Genomic DNA, 25,129 nt, shown 5'->3' on the forward strand with positions numbered 1-25,129 from the left:
CCGAGGTGTCTTGCACTCTCCTACCAATAGCCGCGCATGCACAAGTGCTGGAGTTCGTGAATGTCCGGTGGTCCCTTCCGCTATCCGATGCGTTCTTCGGTTCCCGCATCGAAGACATGGACGGATTGGGGTGCAAACGACAAGCCGATGAGATCTCCGGCGGAAACATCCGTGCGGCCGGTCTCCACGATCGCAAGCTCTGGTCTCGTCGCAGTGGTGATGTAGCTCATCGAACCGGTGGATTCCACGACCGAGACGGCAACGCGCATCAGACCGCTATCGGCCGCAACGACGCTGATATGCTCGGGGCGAATGCCGGCGATCACCTTGCGGCCGGGCTCGACATTGGTTGAGATCGGCACGGTTTGCGGCGCACCGACATCGACGACGAGCGAGCGACCATCCTCGCTGCCCACCGCCGGCAGGAAGTTCATCGCCGGAGATCCGATGAAACCGGCCACGAATTTATTGACCGGGCGGTCGTAGAGATCGAGCGGTCTTCCCTGCTGTTCGATCACACCGGCGCGCATGACGACGACGTGATCGGCCATGGTCATCGCCTCGATCTGATCGTGCGTCACATAGACCGACGTGGCGCCTAGCCGGTCGTGCAGGGCCCGGATCTCCTTGCGCATATGCACCCTGAGCGCCGCATCGAGATTGGAAAGCGGCTCGTCGAACAGGAACGCCTTGGGATGGCGGATGATGGCTCGACTCATGGCGACGCGCTGCCTCTGGCCGCCGGAAAGTTCGCGCGGATATCGGCCAAGCAGATGGGAAAGACCGGTCGTCGCCGCGACTTCCTCCGCCGCCTTTCTGGCCTCGGCCTTCGGCGTGCCGCGGATACGCAGGCTATAAGTGAGGTTCTCCTCCACCGTCATGTGCGGATAAAGAGCGTAGGACTGAAATACCATGGCGACGTCGCGCTTGCGTGGCGGCACCTTGTTCATCACGTCGCCGGCGATCTTCAAGGTTCCGGAGGAAATGCTCTCGAGGCCCGCAAGTGAGCGCAGCAAGGTGGATTTGCCGCAGCCCGAGGGGCCGACGAGTGCCGTGAAGCTCCCTTTCTTGATCGAAAGCTCGACATTCTTGAGCGCATGGTAGGCGCCGTAATACTTGTTGACGCCGGAAAACTCGATCTGGGGGGTCATTTGAGGGCTCCCGATGTGAGGCCGGAGACGATACGGCGCTGCAGAAGAACGAAGATGGCAAGAATGGGCGTCACATAGATGGTGGCGTAGGCCATAATGTTGTTCCACTCATTGGTGTTCGGTCCCATGAAACTGTTGAGCCCGACGCTTGCCGGCTGCAGTTCGATCGCCTGGATTATGGATTTCGAATAGACGAACTCGCCGAAGGCCTGCATGAAGATCAGGATGGCGCTGACGAGAATGCCGTTGCGGGCAAGCGGCAGCACGATGCTGAAGAAGGCGCCGATCCGGGAATTGCCGTCGACCAGCGCAGCTTCCTCCAGTTCCTGCGGCACGCTCATGAATGTCGCGCGCACCAGGACGACGAAGAAGGGCATGCTTTTGGCGGCAATCGCCAGGATGACGGCCAGCCGCGGATATTCGAGCAGGCCCACCTGGGAGAAGCCGACGAAGATCGGCGTGATCATCAGCGATGCCGGCAGGACCTGCAGCATGAGGATCAGAAAGAGGCCGATATCCACCCAGACGTTGCGATAACGGGCGAGCACATAGGCGCATCCAACGCCCAGCACGGTGATGACGGTGACGGCACCGAGGGCGATTACCACGGAGTTCCAGATATAGCGGCCCATATTCCGGCTTTCCCAAACCTGGCCGTAGATCTGCCATTGCGGATCGGTGGGCCAGAAAGCCGGCGGGGTGGCGAACATCGCCGAACCGGATTTGAGCGCCGTGATATACATCCAGTAGAGCGGGAAGAGGTAGATCGCTGCCAGTACCAGCGCGATGGCCAGCATCAATTTTTCGCGGTACGTATCGCTCATCCGCGCACCTCATGCCGGGTGGAGCGCACGTAGACGATGGATGCCAGCATGACGAAGACGATCATGATGACGGAGATCGTCGCGCCCTTGGCGAAGTCGTACTGTCTAAACGACATGTCCCAGGCCCAGTATTGCGTGACATTGGATGAATTGTTCGGTCCGCCGGAGGTAATCGCCGCGAAGAGATCGAACTGTTGCAGCGTGAAGATCAGGCCAAGTGCGATCAGCGCGCCGATCGAGGAACGCATCATCGGCAGGGTGATGGTCCAGAAGCGTTGCCAGGCATTGGCGCCGTCGAGTTCGGCCGCCTCATAGAGATCACCCGGAATGGCCGAGAGCCCCACCGAAAGCAGGATCATGTTGAACGACGTGCCGAGCCAGACATTGGCGATGACAACGGCCCATAGCGAATAATTAGGGTCCGAGCGCCAGAAGATGTTGCCGCTGATGAGGCCGCTTTCGCGCAGCAGGAAATTGAGAACCCCGAAATCGCCCGAGAGTATCCAGTTCCAGATCGCACCGACGACCAGACCCGGCATGACCCAGGAGACCAGAAAGAGGCCGCGCAGCCAGGAGGCTCCTGGAAAATTCGTCCAAAAAAAGAGCGCCAGCCCGAAACCGATCAGGAACTGCCCGGCGATCGAAGCGGTCACGAAGATTGCGGTATTGCCAAGGATCGGCAGCGTTTCCGGCTGCTCGAAGAGTTTCCTGTAGTTCTCGAAGCCGACAAAGGGCCGCCAGAGCGTGCCAAGAGAGAACATGTCGACTTCCTGGAAGCTCATCAGCACGTTGTAAAGAAGCGGCAGGCCCGAAAGCAGCAGCAGGAAGGCGAGCGGCAAGGCGACAAGCGCAATGTCGAACCCTCTGCCATCGGTAATGCTCGAAAGAACTCTCTTCATGAACCCTCCCCCTCCGGTCGAGGCCGGCCGGTTGCACCGAACCAGCCCCGCCGGGAGGAACTGTTTGAGCCAGCGATTAGTCGAGCACGGCCTTGATCTTCGCAGCCGCCTGGTCGAGCGCTTCCTGGGACGTCATCTGCCCGGTGAGCGACGCCTGGATGGCATCCTGGATCGCTTTTGAAATCTTCGGCCATTCTGGATGCGGGCCGCGGGGCTTGGCATATTTGAGCTGTTCGACGAAGACCTTCAGTGCTGCATCCTTCTTCGGCTCGCCAGTTTCGGGGATCGCGATGTCTAAGCGGGCCGGAAGCTGGCCGAAATCCTTGAACATGCGGTTATCCTGAGACACGAAGTATTCGAGTACCTTGAAGGCTTCTTCCGGGTGATCGGTATTGGCGAAGATCGCCCAGTTGAAATCCCCCATGGCGGAGGAGCGTTCAGCACCTTGTTCCGGGACCGGCAGCAAGGTAACGCCCCAGTCGAACTTCGCTTCCGCTACCATGCGGTCGAGTTCCCAGGGACCGGAAATCGCCATGGCGGCATTGCCGGAATTGAAGGTACCGGTCGAATCCCATTGGCTGCGGGTCAGCGTATCGGGAGAGGCGAGCTTTTCCTCGAGGATCGTCTTCCACGTGTCGAGCGCCTTTACCGCGCCTTCCGCATTGATGTTCTCGTAGCTCGCGCCGGCCATCTGCGCCCAGGGCAGGAACTGGAAGGTCCCTTCCTCATTGGCCTTGGCGGAAAAGGTGAGCCCGTAAACGTTCGCTGCCGGGTCGGTCAGCTTGCGCGCCGCATCCACCAGTTCGGTCCAGGTCTGCGGCGGCTTTTCCGGGTCGAGACCCTTCGCCTTGAACATGTCCTTGTTGTAATAAAGCGCGATTGTGTTCGTCGCCTTCGGGATGCCGTAGTTCTTGCCGTCCCACATGGTGGAGGCAAGCGGACCAGGGAAATAGTTCGCGGTCTTGACCACCTCGGACTTGGCGATCATGTCGGTGAGATCGAGAAAGGCGTTGCGCGAGGCGAAGAGCGCATGCTCAGGATTGTCGACGGCGATGATATCCGGCGCCTGCCCTGTGGAGAAGGCGCGCATGGCTTCGCTCACCACGTCGTCGAACTGAATCTGCCGGTATTCGACCTTGATGCCCGTATTGAGCTTGTTGTAGTCGGCGATCAGGTTCGGGGCCGGCTGAATGTCGCGGTCGAGCGACCAGACGGTAATCGTCACGTCCTCGGCCTGTGCGGGAATGCAGAAGCTCGAGACGGTTGCGAGCGCCAGAGCGCCAAGCATTGCGTATTTGCGGATACCCATAGTCTCCTCCTGTCGGTTATCCTGTCGGACCCGCATCCTCCGTGCCGGGCCCTATGCCTCACTCACACCGGGTCGGTGACGAAATCGCCTCCCCGGCAGCCTTTCAGGTAGTTCAGCCCGTGGACCTGTCCGGTCATCTCGAGCGCGTCGCGATAGACCGGGTCATGCCAACCTTCGATGTCGATGGAGCCGGACCAGCCGGCGAGACGTAGTTCGGAGATGACATCCGTCCAATTCGTGTCGCCGAAGCCCGGCGTGCGCATGAAGATGAATTTTTCCTTGCCGAAGATGCCGTGCTCACGGATGACATCCCAGCGGATCGTGGCGTCCTTGCCGTGTACGTGGAAGATTTTGGAAGCCCATTTGCGGATCTGTGGTAGCGGGTCGATCAGATAGACCATCTGATGGCACGGCTCCCATTCGAGCCCAATATGATCGTCCGGCGTCTCGTTGAAGATCAACTCCCAGGCATCGGGATTGTGCGCGATGTTCCAATCGCCGGTCGCCCAATTGCCGTCCATGGCGCAATTCTCGAAGGCGATCTTCACCCCATTGTCGGCTGCGCGCCTGGCAAGCTCGCTCCAGATTTCACGGTAACGCGGCAGGCTTTCAGGAAGCGGTCTGTTGCGGATACGGCCGGTGAAGCCCGCCACACAGGTGGCGCCGAAATGGTGGGCGTTGTCGATGCAATCCTTCCACCCCTGCAGGGTCTGAAGGTCGAGTTCCTGCTCCTCCAGCGGATTGCCGAACATACCGATCGTCGAGATGGTGATGTCGCGATCGCCGATCGCATCCACGCAGCGCTTGCCGAGCTCGGCGAGGTCCTGACCGTTGGTGGTCTGCCAGAAGAAGGGCTCGAAACTTTCGAAACCCATATCGGCGATCTGCCCGATGCGTTTTGCGGCTTCGCCTTTGGTGGCGCTCACCATGGTGCCGATACGGATGGACTTGGCGGGATCGGTCATTGTTTCCTCATGCTGCTATGGTGACGCGCTTGCGGTCGCGGGCGCTCTCGATGGCGCCAAAAACCATTGCAAGGCTCTTGATGTTGTCGCTGCCGTCGGTCTCGGGCCGGCGGCCCGCCTCGATCGCCTCAATGAAGCTCTCGATCACGCTGGCATGTCCGTGCGTATCCTCGGCATGTTCAGGCTCAGGCACGGGGATCGGCTCGACGGGGCGGAAAAAGCCCTCCTCGCCTGCCACGACGTTGGCCTCGAACCGATCGGCTCCATCCCAAAGAAGCGAGCCTTTGGTGCCGGTGAGCCGCCAGGCGCTCTCCCAGCTCGTGGCAGCACCCTCTGCACACCAGGAGCCGCGATAGGTGAAGACAACATTATCGGAGAATTCGAAGATCGCGCTTGCCGCCGCCCCATGGCGATACCAGGAGCCGGGCGGATTGGTTTCGTGGCAATAGACGGCGAGCGGCTCCTTGCCCGACATGAAACGAGCCGCGTCGAATGTGTGGATGGCCATGTCGAGCAGCAGGACATTGTCCATCTCTTCGCGGAAGCCGCCGAAATGCGGACCTAAGAAGAAGTCGCAGTGAAGTCCGGTGAGCCGGCCCAGGGCGCCGCTTTCGATCAGCCGGCGAATGYGGCGTACGCCGGCGATATAGCGGCGGTTCTGCACGATCGCGTGCAATCGCCCGGCCTTATCGGCAAGCTCCCGCAACTGGCGAGCCTCATCCAGCGACGTCGCCATCGGTTTTTCGCTGAGCACGTGGCAGCCACGGGAAAGGCCGACTGCGACGACCGCACGGCGTGCGGGTGGTACGACGACGTCGAACAGGATATCGGCGCCTGTCGCGTCGAGCACCTCGCCCAGATCCGTTCCGATAACCGCGTCCGTCAGGGAGAATTCCGCTGCCCGCGCCTCTGCCGTCTCGCGGTTGATATCCACGAGGCCGACGATCTTCACTCTGTCCTTGAGACCGGGGCTGGATGCAAGCGCCTTCAGCCAGCCCTTGGCCATGGCACCGCACCCGCACAAGACTGCCTTGTACGTCACTGAAATCCTCCTGAAACGGTCGCCGGCAACTCCTCGATTGGCTTCCGTAAACGTTTACGATACTATGCGTGAAGCGGATTTCATGTCAATAGCCGATGTGAGATCGAAAATCGGTCTCCGGGAGGAATGAGCAGAAATGACGGGAATTCGCGAGCTTGCACGGCATCTCGATATTTCGATCGGAACGGTTTCGCGAGCGCTCAACGGCAAGCCGGACGTAAATGAGGAGACCCGCCGGCGCGTGCTGGAAGCGGCCGAGAAGCTGGGCTATGTCGCCAACCAGTCGGGTCGGGCGCTCCGCAAGGGCTCAACCGGCGTCATTGGTTTCATGATGCAGACGGGCCGAGAGATCACCGGCCAGGGCGATACCTTCTTCATGAGCGTCTTCGACGGGGTCCAAACAGTGCTCGCCCGCCACAGGCTCGATCTGGTGGCCCTGCTATGCTCCTCGGAGGAAGACCCACAGGCATATCTGAGGCGCGTCGTTGCGCGCGGCTTTGCCGATGGCATCATTCTCTCGGCCACGCGCCGGCATGACGAACGGTTCGAGTTCCTGGCAAGGAGCAACATTCCCTTCATCGCGCTCGGGCGCAGCCTGACCGATGTCGGCCAGTCGTGGTTCGATCTCGATTTCGAAGGCATGGCCGACACCGCGATCGACCGGCTTGTTTCCCATGGACACAGGCATATCGCCGTCACCCGTCCCCATGACGACATGAATCTCGGCTATGTGTTTGTTGATCGTTGCCGGCAAGCGCTCGCCCGTCATGGATTGACGCTGGACGAGGCCCATGTCTTCCGTTCCACGCCCAACGAGGCGGGCGGCTACCAGATCGCGCGGGATCTGATCGCCTGCAAGAAACGTCCGACCGCCGTCGTGCTCGTCAACGAAGCGATTGCGATCGGCCTCTATCGCGGACTCAATGAGGCGGGCGTGAAGCCGGGCCGCGATATTGCAGTCATCGGACGTCAGAGCCCGCATTCGCAATTCCTCTCGCCCCGCCTCACCTGCTTCAGCCTGGCCCTGCGGGAGCTCGGCAGTTCGCTGGCCGAATCCCTGCTCGCCACCATGCCCGCCTATTCGAAGCACTATCCGGATGCAGCCGCCCGCCGGCTATGGCCGATGGATCTTGTGCCCGGCGAAAGTGATATCTTCAATCTTTGAATATCACTGCCCTAAAGAGCATCTCAGAACATCGATCCCTGCGTGAAACAAGCGACATGATTTTTCGAACTCGTCGCTAACCATCCCGACCGGATAAAACAGGCCGCCATTGCGACACTATTTCCGGTTGCATATAATGAACCCAAGTTGGCGTCCGGCATCAAGCCAAGGAGCGACCATGAACGGTTTCCCGACAGAACTCATTTCTTAGCACTATTACGACGCTATTTCTTCCGACCGGCGAAGAACAGCTTGGATAAAGTATACATACTCCCGCCGGCGCGAGTTTGACGGCACCGCATAACACGACCGGCCGCCCGTTCATCGCGACCTGGCGACATCTGATTGCAATGTCCAAGGCGAAGCAAATGCAGGAGGCAGAAAAATGCGTTCCGATGCAATGCTCAGGCATCTTCCGGAAATTCATGCAGAATTCGGTTCGCAAAAGATGCAGGTCGAAGCTTTGGAGCCGGCAGCTCCTCTAAAAGCCCTTTGTCGTCGCCAGGAAGACTTCCTCGCGGAGCGAATGGGAAAGCTCTGGCAGGGGGATCATCTTTTAAGGGGGAGACAGCCGACGCCGGATGACATCCAGCTCATGAGCAATGATTATCTGTGCATTCAGGGTGAGCATAGTCTTCGGCATGCACAGGCCCGGGTGTTGCAGGCAAGTCATGCGGATTTGTTGATGTCCTCGGTGTTTGCGCATGGAGATACGTCCATGGCGCGTCTGGAAAGAGCCATGGCTGACTATATGAAAGCGGAGGACAGCATTATTTGCCAATCGGGCTGGTCTGCCAATGTTGGCCTTATTCAGACCATCGCTGATCAGAACATTCCGGTTTATCTGGACATGCAGGCCCATGCCTCCCTTTGGGAGGGCGCGCATGCAGCAGGGGCGAAAATAATCGGATTCAGGCACAATGACGCTGACCATGCCGAGCGCCAGCTCCAGAAATCAGGTGCCGGCGTCATTGTAGTCGACGCGGTCTACAGTGTTAACGGAAGTCTCTGCCCACTGGTAGATTTCGTCGAGGTTGCGGAGCGATCGGGGTGCCTGATCGTTGTGGATGAATCCCATTCTCTCGGCACACAYGGCCCTCAAGGGGCAGGGCTTACAGTCGCGCTCGGCCTGCAGGATCGCGTTCATTTCCGAACGGCATCGCTGGCGAAAACTTTCGCGGGTCGGGCTGGGCTGATTACCGGCTCGCAAGCATTCAAGGAATACTTCCGAGTGGAGTCCCGACCAGCAATATTCAGCTCGGGCCTCCTAGAGCATGAATATATGTGGTTTTCTGTAGCTTTGGACTTTATCAGGAAAGCCGAAGGCCGACGGGAGAGACTGCATTCCCTCTCGAAACAGGTGCGCAGTAAATTGATCGAGGAAGGATGCATTCTGGCCGATGGCTCAGAACAGATCATTGCGCTCCACGCCGGCAGCGAACCACAGGCCCTGACGCTGCGAAACGAGCTGCAAAAAAGAGGTATCTTCGGTGCGGTATTCTGCGCGCCCGCCACCCCGAAAAATCGATGCGTGATACGGTTGTCCATGAATTCCGCCTTGTCTGTCACTCATGTCGGCAGGCTTATCAAAGCCTGCGTTGAAGCACAGAGAGCGCTTCACTAAAGCGCTGAGCGCCCAGACAGCTACCCCTTCACCGCACCGGCCATCATCGATCCGGAAATCTGCCGATACATGAGAAGGCCGAGCAAGGCCGGCGGCAAGGCGCCGAGGATCATCACGGCGGATGCCGTGCCCCATTGCACCCCCCCGCCGCTCGCCGCAAAGAAGAACGATGCGCCCACCGTCATCGGTACGGCGCGGCTCGTCGTCAGCATCAGGCCGAAGAGGAACTCGTTCCAGGCGGTGATGAAACCGAAGATGAAGGTGGTAACGAGCGCCGGCCGGATCACCGGACGGATGATCATCAGCATCACCTGCCGGGAGCTTGCTCCATCCACCTTGGCCGCTTCGTCCAGCTCGGTCGGCACGTCGGAAATCGCGTTCACCAGGATCACCAGTGCGAGCGGTACGTTGACGATGGTGAGGATCAAGCCGAGACCGAGCTTCGTGTCCAGAAGACCAAGCCACTGATACATCATGTAGAGAGGGATGGCGAAGATGATGAGCGGCACGGCGCGCAGGTTGACGACGACCGGTAGCAGGATGCGCTTGCCCGCTTCGCTACGGGCGATGGCATAGGCCGCGGGAAATGCCAGCAGGATCGCAAGCCCCGTACCGATCAGCGCGGCGGCGGCGCTGTTCGCGAGATAGGTATAGATATTGAAACGGCTGGTATCGCTCAGAACGCGGAGATAGTTTTCCAGTGTCGGTTGGTTGATCCAGAGACCCGCATTGGTCGAAAGCTCGCGGGCGCTTTTGAAGGAAGTCACCAGCGTGACGATCACCGGAAAATTCATCGCCAGCACGGCGAGCGCATAGACGATCCAACGCAGGCCGTTCAGCATCCTACTTCCTCCGCAATCCGGCGAGCCAGTTGAGTGCGCAGAGACCCACAAGGGACGCCAGGAATAGGAGGACCGATGCAGCGACCGCCTTGCCGATCGCACCCTGTTTAAAGAAGGCGTGATAAATGTAGATAGACAGTGAGGCGGTGGAGCCCCCTGCCCCGCTTCCGGTCAGCGCATAGACATTGTCGAAGACACGGAAGCCGTCGATGAAGCGGATGAAGAAGGCGATCGTGAGCGTCGGCAGCATCAACGGCAGCTCGATCCACCACAGCGCCTTGAAGGCCGAAGCGCCATCGAGGGCGGCGGCCTCGCGCACATCCACGGGGATTGCCACATAGGCCATGTAGAACAGCAGAAAAGCGAAGGGCGTCCACTGCAGCACTTCGACCACTACGAGCGTGCGAAAAGCATTGTTGACGTCGAGAAAAGCGGGACTGTCCCCGAACCATTCGAACAGGTAATAGGGCACCGGACCGGCGAACTCGTGCAGCACCAGCCGGTACATGAGCCCGACCATGGCCGGTGCGACCATCAAAGGCAGCATCAGCGGTGCCATCAGCACGGATCTTCTGGCAAGTAACGGCGCCAGGAAGATCGCGAGAAAAAGACCGATCAGGCACTCGGCAAGCGCCGTGACGATGCCGAAGCGCATCGAGAAGGAGACCGAGCGCCAGAATTCCCGGTCGCCGAGAACGGAAAGGTAATTGCCGAAGCCAGTGATTGTGGGGCTGCGCAGCGTCTCGAAATTCACCGTGGAAACGGAATAGACGAGATTTACGATCGCCGGGAAGCCAAGGAACAGCATAAGGAAGCCGATGAGCGGCGTGAAATAGAGCCTGCCCTCGGCGCGGTTTACAATAGCCATCTCGATCCGCCGGGAAATGCGGACGCGCGCCCATTCGGCCGCGTCCGGGAATGGAATTACTTCTTCAGAAGATCCTGCATGCCTGCCTTGGTATGGGCAAGCGCGTCGTCGAGGCTCTGCTGACCGGACCAATAGCCGGTGAACTCCTTGGCCTGGAGTTCGTAGACCGAGAGTGCATTGGCCGATGTAGCACCGGTCATTACATAACCATACTGGCTGGCGAACTCGCCAAGCTTGACCAGATCCGGACGCTCTGAAGCGAGCTTCGCCGCAACATCAGGAGCAAGCGCCGGTGAGCCGCCACCACGGGCATAGGTGAGCGCCGCCTCCTCGCTCGCCAGCCACTCCAGGAACTTGATCGCGCCTTCCTTGTTCTTGGCGTTCTTGTTGAGGCCGAGGCCGAGCCCGTGGATATGATCGGCGCGGCCGTCCGGCCCGGTTGGCGGCRCCACGACGCCCGTCACTTCAGCGACCGTTGGCGATTTTTCCGCATTCGTCAGATCGGCGGCCGCGGCATTCCATTGCAGGGCCGTCGCAGCCTGGCCCGCGGCATAGGCCGCGTTGGTTTCGGCAAATTCATAGCTCAAGGAATCTCGCGGTGAAGCACCGGCATCGTAGAGCTTCTTGTAAAGCTCGAGACTTGTTCGATAAGCCTCAGAATCAATGGTGATATTACCGCTCGCATCCATCCAGTCTCCACCATAGGAACGTGGCAGCGACTGGAAGACCATCATGTTGAAGAGCAGKTTCTTCATCTGCAGCACGGTGCCATAGCGCACGGGACTTTCGTCGTTGACCTGCTTGCTGAAATAAAGAGCGGTTGCTGCCCAGTCCTCCCAAGTCCACTGATCGGGATCCTTTGGCTGCAGGTCCTTTCCAAGATGTTCCTTGGCGATCGCGGCATATTTCGCCTTGGCCGCGTCGTCGGCCATCAGCGCTTCGATCAGGTCCTTACGATAATACATGAAATGCAGGGAAAGATCGGTTGGCACGCCATATTGCTTGCCATCAAACTGCATGGTCTTCAGCACGGATTCGCCGAAGACCTTGGTTGCATCCGGCCCAAGCTCGATCGGCTCCATGTAAGGGGCATAACGGCCAATCGAATAGGTCGCGACGAGATTGATGTCGAAGGCACTGGAACCAGCGGCCATATCCGCCTGCAGCTTGTCGAAAAAGCCGTCGCGGTTGAAGAAGAGAAGCTCGACCTTATCGGCTTCAGCAGCCTTGCCGTTATAGGCTTCCACGGCAGCACGAAGGGCGGTTTCCTCGGAGCCACCTGGCCAGCCGAGCACGGTGACTGCGGCATTGCTAGGGCCCGGCAGGGCTATGGTCGAAAGCAGGACGGCAACCGCCGCAAGAGATGTCCTCATCATTTTCATCACTGGTTCCCTTCTTTTATCGTTGCATTTGAACGCCTGCCCTTGCGGAGCGCCTATCCCGCCTCGCCAGCGAGATCGGCAACACCGATGATCCCGGCGCGGCCGCCGAGCTTCGCTGCAATGAGATTAGGGACAGCCGGTGACGCGGGCCCTGCCAGATGGTCTCGAACCGCGTCCAGATAGCCATCAGCGAGACCAATGCCCCCACCGACAACGATCACCTTGGGATCGAGCATCATCTGGATATCCCTGCAAAGCAGGGCGACGTTTTCGGCCGACCGGGAAACGATATCCCGTGCCCAGACCTCACCGTCGCACGCCCGCCTAAAAACTTCGGCTGCATCCACCCTGTGCCCGTTCCGGGCGGCTTCGGCCGCAATCCAGCGCCCGGACGTCTGATCTTCCAGCGGCGCCTCGCCTCGCGAAGGGCTGCGGATCAGCCCGAAATGGCCGGCAAGGCCGAGCAACGGCCGGCCGTTGACGACGATGCCGCCGCCTATGCCGGTCGAGATGGTGAGAAAGACGAGATCCGATCCCCCGCCCGCTCCGAACCGATGCTCGCCCCAGGCAGCCGCCTGCGCATCGTTGACGGCATAGGCGCGCTTGCCGAACAGCTTTTCGGCCTGTTCGGTCAGCGGAAAACCATCCGGAATACCGAGCGTGGCGGGATTGAGGGCGGACCATCTGCCTGCCTGGATGAAGCCGGTAACGGCTATGCCGATGCGATCATATCGCCCAGCCCAAGCCGCTGTGCTTTTGACCACCGCGGAAAGCCAGGCATCAGGCCCCSCCTCGCGAGCCGTGGGAACGGTGACATCCTCCAGAACCTTCGACCCCGCGACCAGCGCTGCCATGGTCTTGGTTCCGCCGATATCGATCGCCAGCACGGGCTCACCGCGCTCGGCGCCGAACGCTTTCGAAACGGCCTCATGAAACCATGATGTCACGTGTTCGGTGCGCGTGATTGCCGACCCGACCACGACCGCGCAGGCGCCGGCCCGCACGGCGGAAACCGCCTGTTCCGGCGAGCGGATGCGGCCTTCGGCGATCACGTAGGGCGTGAGTTCGCGCATGGCGGCGATCAGGCCGATATCAGGTTCGACCGGCTCGGGACCTCCGACATAGCCCGAAAGCGTCGTCCCGATAAAATCGACGCCGGCCGCAAGCGCATGGCGGGCATCTTCCAGGCAGGAACAATCCGCCATCGTCAGCTTGCCTCTTGCCTTTACCGCTTTCACCAGTTCCTTGATGGATGCGGGTCTCGCTCGATCAGTGGCGTCGAAGGCAACGATATCGGCGCCCGCATCGGCCAACTCCTCCGCATCGGCAACAAAGGGGGTGATCCGAACCGGGCTGTCGTCAAGGTCGCGCTTGACGATACCGATGATCGGCGCGGAAACMGCGGACCGCACCGCCCTGACATAGGCGACGGATTCGATACGAAGGGCGCCCGCACCGGCATCCAGCGCGGCCTTGGCAAAGCCCGTCACGAAATCCGCATCGTCCATCGGTCCGCCCGGAACCGGCTGGCAGGATACGATAAGTCTGTTGACGATCTCTTCCCTGAGATTAAGCACGCGCGACACTCCATTCGGAACATCACGATAGATGGAAAATACCAGCTTGCAACCAGCTTATAACTGGTATTATCGATGCAATTCGAAAACGAAGTCGTAGACCTCGCCCTTGTAGCGGGTCTCACAATATTCGACGATCTGCCCGTCGGCGAGGAAGCAGCGCCGCTCCGTCGCCAGGATCGGCGCGCCGGGCTCGCATTGCAGATGCGCAGCATCCGCCTGAGACGCTGCGCGCGCCCGCATGCGCTGGACGGCCCTTTGCGGCAGGAAGCCGCGTTTCTCCAGTGCCTCGTAGAGAGAATCTCCCACCATTTCAGGCGCCGGCAGAAAACGGGCCGGAACGGCGGAATGCTCGACCGCGATCGGCACGCCGTCGGCGGTGCGCACCCGTTTCAGCCGGACCACATGGGTATTGCCGGCCACCCCGAGAGCCATCATCTCCGCCGGAGATGGTCTGACGATTTGCTTCGAAAGCCAGGCGCATCCGGGCTCGAGCCCCCGGGCACGAATATCCTCGGAAAAGCTGGTGAGCGTCGAAAGCGATTTTTCGACCCGGGATCCGATCTCGGTTCTTGCGCCGTGCCGGCGATTCAGAAGCCCTTCCTCCTCCAGCAGCGCCAGAGCCTTCCTCACCGTGACGCGCGACAGCGAAAGCGTTTCGGCAATCACCCGCTCGCCTGGCAATGTCACTCCGGCTTTCAGGGCGTTGGAGCGGATTGCCCTTTCGATCGCGGTTTTCAGTTGCTTGTAGAGGGGAACGTCGGAAGCCGGGCAACCAAGCTCCCTGTTTACAAGTTCCATCAGTTCCACTGTCGCCACCACCTTGCCCGCCTCGCAAAAAAATCTTATCGATTTTCTCTCTGGAGCTATACTGGTATTATCCAGTTTTCGCAAATCCTGGCAGGGGGAACGCACGAGAGGCACCGCCGCGGCGTGGAAAGTCCGTCTCCAATCGGTCTCATCATTGGAAAACAGTGCCACGGCCGAGGCTCACTTCACAAAAATACGCGTTCTAAATTCGCCGTATCCGCGCAGAATGGCAACAAACCGCGCGCTCGCATGCTCTTCAAAAATGGGTGCCTGCGAGGTGGACTTTCAAAAGACTTCGACCCATCCTTTGCCGATACGAACCAGATAGAGAGGAGCACGCCATGAGCCTGCGCATCAACGATACCGCGCCCGACTTCACCGCTGAGACGACCCAGGGCACCATCCAATTCCACGAATGGATCGGCGACGGCTGGGCGGTTCTGTTTTCCCATCCGAAGAACTTCACGCCGGTCTGCACGACCGAGCTCGGCGCGATGGCCGGCCTTGAGGGCGAGTTCAGGAAACGTGGCGTGAAGATCATCGGCATTTCCGTGGACCCGGTCGATAGCCACGCGAAGTGGAAGGACGACATCAGGACGGCGACGGGCTTCGATGTCGAATATCCACTGATAGGCGACCGCGATCTGAAGGTCGCGAAACTCTACGACATGCTGCCGGCCGAGGCCGGCTCTTCCTCGGAAGGCCGCACGCCGGCGGATAACGCCACCGTCCGCTCGGTCTATGTCATCGGCCCCGACAAGAAGATCAAGCTGATCCTCACCTATCCGATGACGACCGGCCGCAATTTCGCGGAGATCCTTCGCGCGATCGACTCGATCCAACTGACCGCCAAGCACCAGGTCGCGACACCGGCCAACTGGCAGCAGGGTGACGACGTCATCATCACGGCCGCTGTTTCGAACGAAGATGCCGTCCAGCGTTTCGGCTCATTCGATACCGTTCTGCCCTATCTCAGAAAGACAAAGCAGCCTGTAGCCTGAGGCTGGCTTTCCATAGCCACGGCCGGCGGAGCATTACTCCGCCGGCGTTCACTTCCTCGCATATTGGGTAATTCACTCCGGAGAAACGTGCGCTCTGGCTCAGCCGGATGTGAGGTCTACATGATGCACGCCATGCGGAAGAGGGATCCGTCCGAGCCGCTGGAGGCCAGGATTGTTCCCTTTGACGAGGCGGAAGACTTCAAGACCCGGCCCATTCGCCTCGCCAGCGCTTTCATGGCCGTGAAATACGGTCGCGAGGAAATGGTCGCCTGTAAGGTCAAATACGCCACCCTCTGGTAGAACACCCTCGAAGGGGTAGTCACCTATCTTTGTCAGTGCGCCCGTCTCTCCATCCAGAGAAAGGAGCGTGACGGTGGCCTCACGCTGAAAGCGCTCGCCATCGACGGGAAATGCCGTGCCGCGCATATTGACGGTGGCGACATATCTGCCATCCGGGCTCACCGCGAGTCCTTCGGATGCAACGTCGGTTTCGGCGCTACTGATCCGCTCATGGCGAATCTCACGGCTGGCAGAAGGATCGGCAAGGCGAATGACGCTGATCGCCGAAGGCCGGTCCGGAACGCGGCCCTCGAGGCTGGTCGCTGAAAAATTCCGGCCCCAATCGGAGGTGATGTAAAAACGGCCGTCCGGAGTGAAGCGACCAACGAACGGATCGGCGCCCACTTCAACCATGTTTCCCCAAAGCTGAAGTTCGGGCCTACCCTCACGGTCCGCCACCTCGAAAAATGCGACGCGGTTCTGCGTGTTGATGTTGACCGCTATGAAGCGGCCTGACGGATGCCATTGGACATTGGTTGCGGTTACTCCGCCCCGTGGCCCTTCACTTGCTCCCTCCACGCCGAGGTCGGCAAGATTGAACCGAAAAATCTCTCTGAAGCGGCCATCATGATAAGGCACGAGCTGTACGAAACTAGCCTCCGACGTATTGGAGACTAAGGCCACGCGAGAACCGTCCGGACTGACTGCCAGCGCTTCCGGAAACGGCGCGATTTCGGCAGTATCGGCAAGTCTGGGCTGCCCCTTGTCCGTCAGATCGACTGCAAACAGCCTGTTGCCGGGAGGCAAGTCACGTATCGTTTGACCACCTTCAGGCCGAGGCCCGAGCCGTTCTGTTACGAACGCGGTGCGCCCTTGGCGATCCAGCGCCAGGATTTCTGGCGCGGCGGTAACCGAATTCGATACCGGCAGGTTCGCTATTACAAGCTGCCCATCCTTTAAGGAAAGCACTGACAAAAGGTCACGAAAGCCGGCCGCCGCCGGCGCAAGACGGCCGGTTGCATAGGTTTGCCCCACAAAGTCGCCGTCGGAAACGGTCACGATTGTCGATGCGGACAGATGTCGCAGTAGATCCGCCGAAGTGGCCGAGGCCGCAACCGGAATTGCGAGCGCAGCAGCAGCAAGGAGGAAAAAAGCGGGTGACATGAGGTGGCTCCTTCCTGATCCGGAATTCCCTTTCTTCAAAGCCACATTGACAAGGTTACTGATTATAATCCAATTCGAATGCCAACGCCTGTGATAAGCAATCCGGATCACGCCGTGGATATCCGCGCTCTCGCCTGTTTCATCGCCGTCGCCGAAGACCTTCATTTCCGAAGAGCAGCCGAACGCCTAAACATCACACAGCCGGCGTTGAGCCAGCGCATCCGGGCGCTGGAGGGAGAAATAGGAACAGCTCTTCTGGAGCGGGACCGCCGTCATGTCCTCCTGACAGCCGCGGGAACGGCATTTCTGGAACCGGCGCGCGTAGCGGTTGCCAGTGCCGCTYGCGCCACGGCCGAGGCTCATCGTGCGGTTCGGGGTGAGGTAGGTCGGTTGCGGCTCGGCTTCACCGTCATCGCCTTCTACGGGCTTTTGCCTGAGGCAGTCCGTGTCTATCGGAGCCGCTTTGCGGATGTGGTCATTGAACTCGCAGAAATGAACTCGCCGGCGCTCGAAAGCGCATTGACGGCCGGCGAACTGGATCTTGGCATCCTCCATCCACCTGTGGAAAGGCGCAAGCTCTCATTGCGGCCTCTCCCCTCACAACGGCTCGTGCTTGCTTTGCCGGAAGATCATCGTCTTGCGGCCAAACAAACGATCCGAATTACCGATATCGGGCAGGAGCCATTTCTGATCGCACCTCGCAATATCGGCCCGAATATTTACGACCGGGTAATCGCGCTGTTCGGCGAACAAGGTCTCAGTCCGAACATCGTCCAGCATGTCACGCCGATGACGTCCCTTGTCGGATTGGTGGCGGCCGGCGCGGGCCTGGGGCTGGTCACTGAAGGGATCGCGACTGCCATACGCCCTGGCGTCACGTTTCGCCCGGTGGATCCCGCGCCTCCGGAACTTCCTATGGCTGCCTCATGGCTCGGACCTGCGCCCTCTGCCGCTGCGGAACGCTTTCTCGATATCGTCGCCGAACTAGCAAAAGCGTCGTCCTAAGTTGTTTACCAGTCCGTTGACCTCACTCGCCTCCCGAAAGAATAGGTGACTTGGATGAGCTTTCCGGAGGCCAGCGACAGCGCGCCTTCATGGCCATGGTGCTTTGCCAAGACACCGATTACATGCTGTTCGATGAGCCTTTGAACAATCTCGATATCCGTCACGCGGTGGCGATGATGAAGCTGTTGCGCAACGCGGCGAGCGATTTCCACAAGACCGTCGTCGTCGTGCTGCACGATATCAATTTCGCATCCTGCTATTCCGACCACATCGTTGCCATGCGCGACGGCCGCGTCTTCATGGAGGGYCACCCGGACGAGATTATGAGGCCGCAAATCCTGTCATCGATCTATGRGGCCGAGTTCGAAGTGCATGAACTGGGTGGAAAACGGATCGCCAACTACTATTTCTGACCCTTGAGGGCATCCAGCGTGGTCGCGATGAGCCGGCGCGCCGGCGAGCTGCGGGGCCACAACATGCCGACTTCCCGAGGCGGAGATGCGGCCGGCAGCTCCAGGATGCAGATATCCAGGTCTTCGGGCCAGGGCCTCGCCCAGTCCGGAACCAGCGAAACGCCGAGACCGTTGCTAACCATCACGGCAATCGCCTCAAGCGAATCCAGCTCCAGCCGCTCCATCGGCTTGAGGCCCTGGCTCCTCAGATARCCGTCCGCCAGGCGCCCACCCCAATTGCCGCGGTCATAACGAATGAAGGGCCGCGTCGCGATGATGTCATGGGGTGATTGTCCGTGGCATTCACCCGGCGCCAAAAGTACGAGGCGCTCTGCCCGCAACAGCTCCCATTCAAATGTTTTCGGGATAGGAAACGGCGGTTTGACGAGGATTGCCGCGTGGATATCGGCATTCCGGAGCCTCTGGTAAAGCTCGGCGGAGGTACCGGGAAGAAGGAAAACCTCCACCTGCGATCTGCTCGCGAAGACGGAGCGCAAGGCCGGGGGCAGCAGACCGGTGAGTGCCGTCGAGATGGCCCCCAGCCGCAACTCCCCGGAGGGCAGATCGGCGTTGGCGAGTGCGCGCAGGTCGCGGACCTCCGCAATAATATTGCGGCTTTTCTCGATGAGGGCATGACCCGTCTCGGTCGGGCTGACGCGCCGGCCGGCTCGGGTGAGCAGCGGCACCCCGACATCCTCCTCCAGCGCCTGCATGCGTTGTGCAACGGCGGCCGGTGTGATGCCGAGCCGTCGGGATGCCTCGGCCAGCGAACCAAGCTCGGCGACCAGCAGGAATGTTTCGAGAAAACGTGTCTCCATGCAAACAAAAGCTATCGTCTAAAAGCAGAAATAGCGACATTTTTCTTCTTCTTGTGCTGACCATAATGCCGCCGAACGTCATCCCTTCGCTTAGGTAGTGCCTTCCTTTCAGTCAATGAGGTTCCAGACATGCCGCTTGATCCCAAGACCGTCGAGACACTCAAGGGCGTTTCCACCGCGACGCTCACCACCGTTCTCCTGAAGAAGGGGCTCCGGAATGTCTGGCTGCGCGGCACGAAACCCCTGAAGCCCGGCCAGCCCCGCGTGGTCGGGCCGGCATTCACCCTGCGCTTCGTGCCCGCCCGCGAGGATCTCGCAACCCCGGAAAGCTGGTCTTCGCCGACATCCACGCGCGCAGCGATCGAAGCCATGCCCGAGGGCTGCGTGGCCGTGGCAGATGCCATGGGCGTGCTCGACGCAGGCATTTTCGGCGACATTCTCTGCTCGCGCATGGTCAAGCGCGGGGTCGCGGGGCTGGTGACCGATGGCGTCATGCGCGATGCTACCGGCGTGCTCGGCACCGGGCTCCCGGTCTGGTGCGACGGCGTTTCCGCGCCGCCTTCCGTTGCCGGCCTTACCTTCGTCGGCTGGCAGGAACCGATCGCCTGTGGCGGCGTCGCTGTCTTCCCCGACGATATCATCGTGGTCGATGAGGATGGCGCGGTCTTGATCCCCGCAAAACTGCTCGACGCGGTGCTGACGGAAGCCCCGGAACAGGAGCGCATGGAGGCCTGGATCATGACCGAGGTCGACCGCGACGTGCCACTGCCGGGGCTCTATCCGATGAATGCGGAAACCAAGACACGGTATCAGTCCTGGAAGGATGCCCAATGACCTTCAGCACCCAATCTAAAGGCGTCTATGCCATTGCCACCACGCCGTTCCTGCCGGACGGCACGCTCGACCACCCATCCATTGATCGCCTGACCGATTTCTATGTCGAGAGCGGCGTCACGGGTATCACCATCCTCGGCATCATGGGCGAAGCGCCGAAGCTCGAGCCAGCGGAATCGCGTGCCATCATCAGACAGGTGGTATCGCGCGCCAGCGTTCCGGTCATCGTCGGTGTCTCGGCACCCGGCTTTACCGCCATGCGGTCGCTTGCCCGCGACGCCATGGAAATGGGAGCGGCCGGCGTGATGATCGCACCTACGCCCGCGCTTCGCACAGACGAGCAAATCGTCGGCTATTTCGCGCAGGCCATTGAAGCGATCGGAGAAGGCATCCCCTGGGTGCTGCAGGATTATCCGCTGACGCTTAGTGTCGTCATGTCGCCCAGTGTCGTTGCCAAGGTTATCACAAATCATTCCTCCTGCCTCATGCTGAAGCATGAGGATTGGCCGGGGCTGGAGAAGATCTCGAAGCTTAGAGCCATGCAGAAGGCCGGCGAGCTGCGGGAGGTCTCGATCCTTTGCGGCAATGGCGGCATGTTCCTCGATTTCGAGCCGGAACGCGGTGCCGACGGCGCCATGACGGGTTACGGATTCCCGGACATGTTGGTAGAGCTTATCGACCTCTTCGCAGCCGGCAAGCGCGACGAGGCGCATGATCTCTTCGACGCTCACCTGCCCCTGATCCGCTATGAACAGCAGCTCGGCATTGGGCTTGCCGTGAGAAAGCACGTGCTGAAGCGTCGCGGCGTCATCACTTCCGATGCGCAGCGCAAGCCGGGTCTGGCGCTCAGCGCAACTGCCCGCGCCGAGGTCGACTACCTGCTTGAGCGGCTTGCGCAACGGGACAGACGCGCCGCGCTTTAGCCTGCTTCCCCGATTTTTCTCCTCCTTGTAATCTGAACTTCATCCAAAACGTTTTGGCTTGACTCCCAAAACGTTTTGGATGACCTTAAGGCCAAGGGAGGAAACCTTGTCCAATCTAAAGCAGCTTGCGCAATCGCTCGGCTTGTCCATTACCACGGTTTCCCGTGCCCTGGACGGCTATGCGGATGTTTCTCCCGCCACACGCGAGCGGGTTCGGGAAGCCGCAGACAAGGTAGGCTATCGGCCGAACGCCTCTGCGCGCCGGCTTCGCAAGCAGCGGGCGGAACTCGTCGCCGTCACGCTTCCTAGCGATCCCGGCCATATCGGCCCTCCCCATTTCATCGATATGCTCTCCGGATGTGCCGAGCATCTCGCCGGCGCCGGCCTTAATCTCGTGATCGCACCCGTTCCGCGTGGGGAAAGCGAACTGGAAATGTGCCGCCGCTTCGTCGACGGGCGCAGGGTGGACGCCATGCTCTTGGTGCGCACCAAGCGCCATGACGAGCGTGTGGAATTCCTGCAATCTCGCGGCATTCCCTTCGTCACCAACGGCCGCACCGAATCCCTTATGCCGCACGCCTTCATCGATGGCGACGGCTTTTCCGGTTTTCGCGAGGCGACATTGCGCTTCCATGCCGCCGGCCATCGACGGATCGGCCATATCGCCGGCCCGCAGGAATATTATTTCGCTCACGCCCGCCACCGCGGCTGGCAGGCGGCCATGGATGAATGCGGCCTGGAGGCTGATCTTTGCGCGGAAGGCGCGCCGACCGAGCAGGGCGGCTATCTCGCGGCGCTTGAACTTCTACGCCTGCCGCGGCGTCCGACGGCACTCGTCTGCGCCACCGACGAAATGGCGATCGGGGCACTGCGGGCGCTGCGTGAAATCGAGGGTGGCGAGGCCATAAGCATCGTCGGCCACGACGATCTGCCGATCGGCGCATTCGCAAGTCCGCCGCTATCGACCATGCGGATGACCGGCGAAAACCTCGGCGCGAGCTTCGCCTCCCTGTTGCTTCGCGCCATTGCGGGAGAACCCGCCGAAAGCCTTCAGGAACTGCGCCCCATCGAATTCGTGGATCGGGAAAGCCATCGCCGTCCTTTCCCGGAAGCATAGCCAACGTCCGATCCAAACAGAAAGACAATAAGGAGGAGAAACAATGAAACGCTTGCTGTCACTTGGAATTCTGGCTTCGACGGTGCTGGCCTTTGCGTCGCCGACGCTGGCCCAGACCGTATTCCTGTCCACCCAGCTCCGCCCGATCGAGGAAGCGACCACCGTGCGCGAGGAACTGCTGCAAGGCGTCGGCGACGTCGATTACGTCGTCGAGGAGCCGCCGCAATTCGCCGTGCGCATGGAGGCCGAGCGCCAAGCCGGCAAGCACACGATCAGCCTGGTCGGCGCGCTGCATGGCGAACTTTCGCCGATCGCCGACAAGGACGGCTTCGAGCCGCTCGACGAGCTGGCGAAGAAGCTCGCCGAAGGCGGCATGCCGCAGTCCCTGCTCGATCTCGGCAAGCTCGGCAAGACCACCCAGCAATACATCCCATGGATGCAGGCCACCTATGTCATGGCTGCCCATAAGGAGGCGCTGCAGCACCTGCCTGAGGGCGCGGACGTGAACAAGCTCACCTATGATCAGCTCATCGAATGGGGCAAGAAGTTGCAAGAGGCGACGGGCCAGCCGCAAATCGGCTTCCCCGCCGGTCCGAAGGGTCTGATGGCCCGCTATTTCGAAGGCTATTTCTACCCGTCCTTCACGGGTGGCGTAGTGCGCACCTTCCAGAATGCGGATGCCGCCACCGGCTGGGAGAAATTCAAGGAACTGTGGGCACAGGTCAATCCGAACTCCACCAACTACGATTTCATGCAGGAGCCGCTCGCGGCAGGCGAAGTCATGGTGGCATGGGATCATGTCGCGCGGCTGAGGAACGCGATCTCCGCCTCGCCTGACGATTATGTCGTCTTCCCCGCGCCGGCCGGTCCCAAGGGACGCGGCTACATGCCGGTCGTTGCCGGACTTGCGATCCCGAAGGGTGCTCCAGATGTCGCAGGYGCCACCAAGCTCATCGAGCACCTGACGACGCAGGAGACACAGCTTTTGACCGCCCAGCGCGTCGGCTTCTTCCCGACCTTGAACGTTCAGCTCCCGCGGGATCTCGATCCGGGCGTCGCCCTGCTTGCAGGCGCCGTCACAGCCACCCAAGCCGCCGACGATGCGTTGATTTCGCTGCTTCCGGTCGGCCTCGGAGACAAGGGGGGAGAATTCAACAAGGTCTACATGGACAGCTTCCAGCGGATCGTTCTGCAGAACGAGCCGGTGGCCGACGTGCTTAAGGCGCAGGGCGCAACGCTTTCCAAGCTGATGACCGACACCAAGGCCGCCTGCTGGGCACCCGACGCAAAGAGCGACGGCCCCTGCCCGGTCGAATAAGCGCCTCCCAAGGCCGTTCGGGTCCGGGTACCAGTGCCCGGACCCGCTTCTCCAATCCGCCTGCGGGGCACGCCGATGACGCAAAACAGACCCTGGGTCCCCTATCTTCTGATCCTGCCTTCCGTCGCCTTCCTGGCGCTGCTGTTCATCGTGCCGCTGGTGCAGACGATCTGGCTGGCGATCTCCGATAACGGCGTGCCTTCGCTTGCGAATGCTCAGCGCATGGTGAACGACATCAATTTCGGGCGCTCGGTCCAGAATACGTTCCTGCTCACCGCTGTCGTCGTGCCGGTTCAACTCGCCATCGCGCTTGCCATGGGCACCATGGTTGCCAAGATCGCAGGCGGCCGAGAAACCATCCTCTGGATCTGGACCATTCCGCTCGCCATTTCGGATCTTGCCGCCGGTCTCGTCTGGCTCTCGATTCTGCAGAACACCGGATATTTCAACTCGCTGCTCTTCGGTTTCGGCCTCATCGAACGGCAAACGAGCTGGCTTTCCTATCAGACACCGGTCGCGCTCTTCATCGCCATTGCGATCGCTGAAATCTGGCGCGGCACGGCGATCGTCATGGTCATCATCGTCGCCGGTCTCAACCAGGTGCCGAAGGAATTCAAGGAAGCCGCCGAAATCTTCGGGGCGGGTCCCTGGACGCGCTTCTGGCGCATTACCCTGCCGCTGATCCGTCCGGCCCTGCAATCGGCGCTCATTCTACGGACCGTGCTCGCCTTCGAAGTCTTTGCGGTCGTCTATGCACTCGGTGGGCGCAATTTCCCGGTCCTGGTGGGCGAAGCCTATACCTGGCAGAACCAGAACCAGAACTACGGCGTCGCGGCGGCCTATGCGGTGCTGATCATGGTCATCTCGCTCGCCGCCACCCTCGTCTACCTCAAGGTCATCAAGGTCGATCCGGAGCGTCTGCCATGAGCACAGCAAATCCCGCTGGCTTCGTCTCTTCCCGCCGCTGGCTGCTGTGGAGCGGCATCATGGCGCTTTGCGCCTGGGTGCTGGTGCCGATCTATCTCGTGGCACTTGGTGCGCTCGGCGGACGCCAGGGCGTTTACCAATGGCCGAAAACCGGTTTACCGACAGGCATTTCGCTGGATCCGTTCCTGCTCTTTCTTAAGACCGAAGGCGTGGCGCAGAGCTTCTTCAATTCACTTGGCGCGGCCGGGATCACCGTGGCGCTGTCGATCCTGCTCGGGGCGCCAGCCGGCTATGCGCTTGCCCGCTACAATTTCCGCGGCAAGGACAGCTACCGGCTGCTGGTGCTGCTCACGCGCGCCTTTCCGCTGGCCATCCTGGCGCTGCCGCTCACCGTCTCCTACATCCGGCTCGGTCTCTACRATACCATTATCGGCGTCGGCCTGATCCATACGGTTCTAGCCCTGCCCTTCGCCGCGCTGGTGACGCAGGGCATTTTCCTCGGCGTTCCTCGAGAGCTCGAGGAAGCTGCCTGGGTCTTCGGCTGCACCCGTATCCAGGCCTTCTTCAAGGTCGTGGCGCCGCTTGCGCTACCTGGCATCGTGGCGACAGCGGTCTTCGCCTTCGTTATTTCCTGGAACGAGGTGTTCGCAGCCTCGGTGCTGACGGTGAGAAATCGCACATTGACCGCTTACCTGCTGACAGTGCTTTCCGAAAGCCCGATGCATTACCGGTTTGCCGGCGGCCTGCTGCTCATCCTTCCCTCGGTCATCTTCATCTTCGCCGTCAGACGATATCTGTTCGCGATCTGGGGCATTTCCTCCAAGTAACGGGAC

Annotated in this window: 23 protein-coding genes and 1 pseudogene; 11 read left to right on the forward strand and 13 right to left on the reverse strand. The window is 60.5% G+C overall.

The window, feature by feature from the left end; translation table 11 throughout:
* Positions 1-80: 80 nt before the first annotated feature.
* From LCM4573_RS19570 to LCM4573_RS19595, 6 genes are all read right to left on the reverse strand, one after another.
* On the reverse strand, positions 81-1,151 hold the full coding sequence (locus LCM4573_RS19570; protein ID WP_071008055.1) for an ABC transporter ATP-binding protein: 1,071 nt from the start codon (positions 1,149-1,151) through the stop codon (positions 81-83).
* Positions 1,148-1,975, reverse strand: a complete 828-nt coding sequence (locus LCM4573_RS19575) for a carbohydrate ABC transporter permease (protein WP_071008056.1) — start codon at positions 1,973-1,975, stop codon at positions 1,148-1,150. The genes LCM4573_RS19570 and LCM4573_RS19575 overlap by 4 nt, the downstream gene beginning before the upstream one ends.
* Positions 1,972-2,874 carry a carbohydrate ABC transporter permease gene (locus LCM4573_RS19580; RefSeq protein WP_071008057.1) on the reverse strand — a complete coding sequence of 301 codons (903 nt, stop codon included), beginning with the start codon at positions 2,872-2,874 and terminating at the stop codon, positions 1,972-1,974. The genes LCM4573_RS19575 and LCM4573_RS19580 overlap by 4 nt, the downstream gene beginning before the upstream one ends.
* A 76-nt stretch (positions 2,875-2,950) precedes the next feature.
* Positions 2,951-4,183: a sugar ABC transporter substrate-binding protein gene (locus LCM4573_RS19585; protein WP_071008058.1), complete on the reverse strand. Its 1,233-nt coding sequence runs from the start codon at positions 4,181-4,183 to the stop codon at positions 2,951-2,953.
* Between the two features lie 62 nt (positions 4,184-4,245).
* Positions 4,246-5,148, reverse strand: coding sequence for a sugar phosphate isomerase/epimerase (locus LCM4573_RS19590; RefSeq protein ID WP_071008059.1), 903 nt, complete (start codon positions 5,146-5,148; stop codon positions 4,246-4,248).
* 7 nt (positions 5,149-5,155) lie between these two features.
* Positions 5,156-6,190 carry a Gfo/Idh/MocA family protein gene (locus LCM4573_RS19595; protein ID WP_071008060.1) on the reverse strand — a complete coding sequence of 345 codons (1,035 nt, stop codon included), beginning with the start codon at positions 6,188-6,190 and terminating at the stop codon, positions 5,156-5,158.
* 136 nt (positions 6,191-6,326) lie between these two features.
* On the opposite strand from LCM4573_RS19595, the gene LCM4573_RS19600 reads away from it, so the two are divergent.
* Positions 6,327-7,355, forward strand: a complete 1,029-nt coding sequence (locus tag LCM4573_RS19600; protein WP_071008061.1) for a LacI family DNA-binding transcriptional regulator — start codon at positions 6,327-6,329, stop codon at positions 7,353-7,355.
* A 385-nt stretch (positions 7,356-7,740) separates the two neighbouring features.
* The gene (cqsA, locus tag LCM4573_RS19605) at positions 7,741-8,979 is read left to right on the forward strand and encodes an alpha-hydroxyketone-type quorum-sensing autoinducer synthase (protein ID WP_198539763.1); all 1,239 of its coding nucleotides are present in this window, start codon (positions 7,741-7,743) and stop codon (positions 8,977-8,979) included.
* 20 nt (positions 8,980-8,999) lie between these two features.
* Here cqsA and LCM4573_RS19610 read toward each other — a convergent pair whose 3' ends face one another.
* The 5 genes from LCM4573_RS19610 to LCM4573_RS19630 are packed head-to-tail and all read right to left on the reverse strand — an operon-like array spanning position 9,000 to position 14,467.
* Positions 9,000-9,821 (reverse strand): carbohydrate ABC transporter permease, encoded by an 822-nt coding sequence (locus tag LCM4573_RS19610; RefSeq protein ID WP_071008062.1) that lies wholly within the window; start codon positions 9,819-9,821, stop codon positions 9,000-9,002.
* Between the two features lies 1 nt (position 9,822).
* Complete coding sequence (locus LCM4573_RS19615) at positions 9,823-10,689, reverse strand: carbohydrate ABC transporter permease (protein ID WP_071008063.1); 867 nt, start codon at positions 10,687-10,689, stop codon at positions 9,823-9,825.
* 56 nt (positions 10,690-10,745) lie between these two features.
* Positions 10,746-12,071, reverse strand: coding sequence for an ABC transporter substrate-binding protein (locus LCM4573_RS19620; protein ID WP_071008064.1), 1,326 nt, complete (start codon positions 12,069-12,071; stop codon positions 10,746-10,748).
* A gap of 53 nt (positions 12,072-12,124) precedes the next feature.
* Complete coding sequence (locus LCM4573_RS19625; RefSeq protein ID WP_083347542.1) at positions 12,125-13,657, reverse strand: putative N-acetylmannosamine-6-phosphate 2-epimerase; 1,533 nt, start codon at positions 13,655-13,657, stop codon at positions 12,125-12,127.
* Positions 13,658-13,717: 60 nt separating this feature from the next.
* Complete coding sequence (locus tag LCM4573_RS19630; protein WP_083347588.1) at positions 13,718-14,467, reverse strand: GntR family transcriptional regulator; 750 nt, start codon at positions 14,465-14,467, stop codon at positions 13,718-13,720.
* Between the two features lie 332 nt (positions 14,468-14,799).
* Between LCM4573_RS19630 and LCM4573_RS19635 the strand changes: the two genes are divergently transcribed.
* Positions 14,800-15,459 carry a peroxiredoxin gene (locus tag LCM4573_RS19635; protein ID WP_071008067.1) on the forward strand — a complete coding sequence of 220 codons (660 nt, stop codon included), beginning with the start codon at positions 14,800-14,802 and terminating at the stop codon, positions 15,457-15,459.
* A 99-nt stretch (positions 15,460-15,558) separates the two neighbouring features.
* Here LCM4573_RS19635 and LCM4573_RS19640 read toward each other — a convergent pair whose 3' ends face one another.
* Positions 15,559-17,067: a lactonase family protein gene (locus LCM4573_RS19640; protein WP_244505370.1), complete on the reverse strand. Its 1,509-nt coding sequence runs from the start codon at positions 17,065-17,067 to the stop codon at positions 15,559-15,561.
* Here LCM4573_RS19640 and LCM4573_RS19645 point away from each other — a divergent pair.
* The gene (locus LCM4573_RS19645; protein ID WP_116285619.1) at positions 16,981-17,907 is read left to right on the forward strand and encodes a LysR family transcriptional regulator; all 927 of its coding nucleotides are present in this window, start codon (positions 16,981-16,983) and stop codon (positions 17,905-17,907) included. The genes LCM4573_RS19640 and LCM4573_RS19645 overlap by 87 nt on opposite strands.
* A gap of 50 nt (positions 17,908-17,957) precedes the next feature.
* A pseudogene (locus LCM4573_RS19650) lies at positions 17,958-18,320 on the forward strand (ATP-binding cassette domain-containing protein); the annotation flags it as partial.
* Here LCM4573_RS19650 and LCM4573_RS19655 read toward each other — a convergent pair.
* Positions 18,311-19,177, reverse strand: coding sequence for a LysR family transcriptional regulator (locus LCM4573_RS19655; protein ID WP_071008069.1), 867 nt, complete (start codon positions 19,175-19,177; stop codon positions 18,311-18,313). The pseudogene LCM4573_RS19650 and the gene LCM4573_RS19655 sit on opposite strands and share 10 nt — an antisense overlap.
* Positions 19,178-19,306: 129 nt before the next feature.
* Between LCM4573_RS19655 and LCM4573_RS19660 the strand changes: the two genes are divergently transcribed.
* The 6 genes from LCM4573_RS19660 (at position 19,307) to LCM4573_RS19685 (ending at position 25,123) form a co-directional block, all read left to right on the forward strand.
* Entirely contained in the window at positions 19,307-20,011 is a 705-nt protein-coding gene (locus LCM4573_RS19660) for a ribonuclease activity regulator RraA (protein WP_071008070.1), read from the forward strand.
* Complete coding sequence (locus LCM4573_RS19665) at positions 20,008-20,934, forward strand: dihydrodipicolinate synthase family protein (protein ID WP_071008071.1); 927 nt, start codon at positions 20,008-20,010, stop codon at positions 20,932-20,934. Before LCM4573_RS19660 ends, LCM4573_RS19665 begins: the two co-directional genes overlap by 4 nt.
* A gap of 106 nt (positions 20,935-21,040) precedes the next feature.
* A complete protein-coding gene (locus tag LCM4573_RS19670) occupies positions 21,041-22,051 on the forward strand; it encodes a LacI family DNA-binding transcriptional regulator (RefSeq protein ID WP_071008072.1) in 1,011 nt (336 codons plus the stop codon).
* Positions 22,052-22,094: 43 nt separating this feature from the next.
* Entirely contained in the window at positions 22,095-23,369 is a 1,275-nt protein-coding gene (locus LCM4573_RS19675) for an ABC transporter substrate-binding protein (protein ID WP_071008073.1), read from the forward strand.
* Between the two features lie 75 nt (positions 23,370-23,444).
* Positions 23,445-24,296 (forward strand): carbohydrate ABC transporter permease, encoded by an 852-nt coding sequence (locus LCM4573_RS19680; protein WP_071008074.1) that lies wholly within the window; start codon positions 23,445-23,447, stop codon positions 24,294-24,296.
* Complete coding sequence (locus LCM4573_RS19685) at positions 24,293-25,123, forward strand: carbohydrate ABC transporter permease (RefSeq protein ID WP_071008075.1); 831 nt, start codon at positions 24,293-24,295, stop codon at positions 25,121-25,123. Before LCM4573_RS19680 ends, LCM4573_RS19685 begins: the two co-directional genes overlap by 4 nt.
* Positions 25,124-25,129: the final 6 nt, after the last annotated feature.

The organism is Rhizobium sp. LCM 4573 (assembly GCF_001854865.1).
Classification (GTDB): Bacteria; Pseudomonadota; Alphaproteobacteria; order Rhizobiales; family Rhizobiaceae; genus Neorhizobium.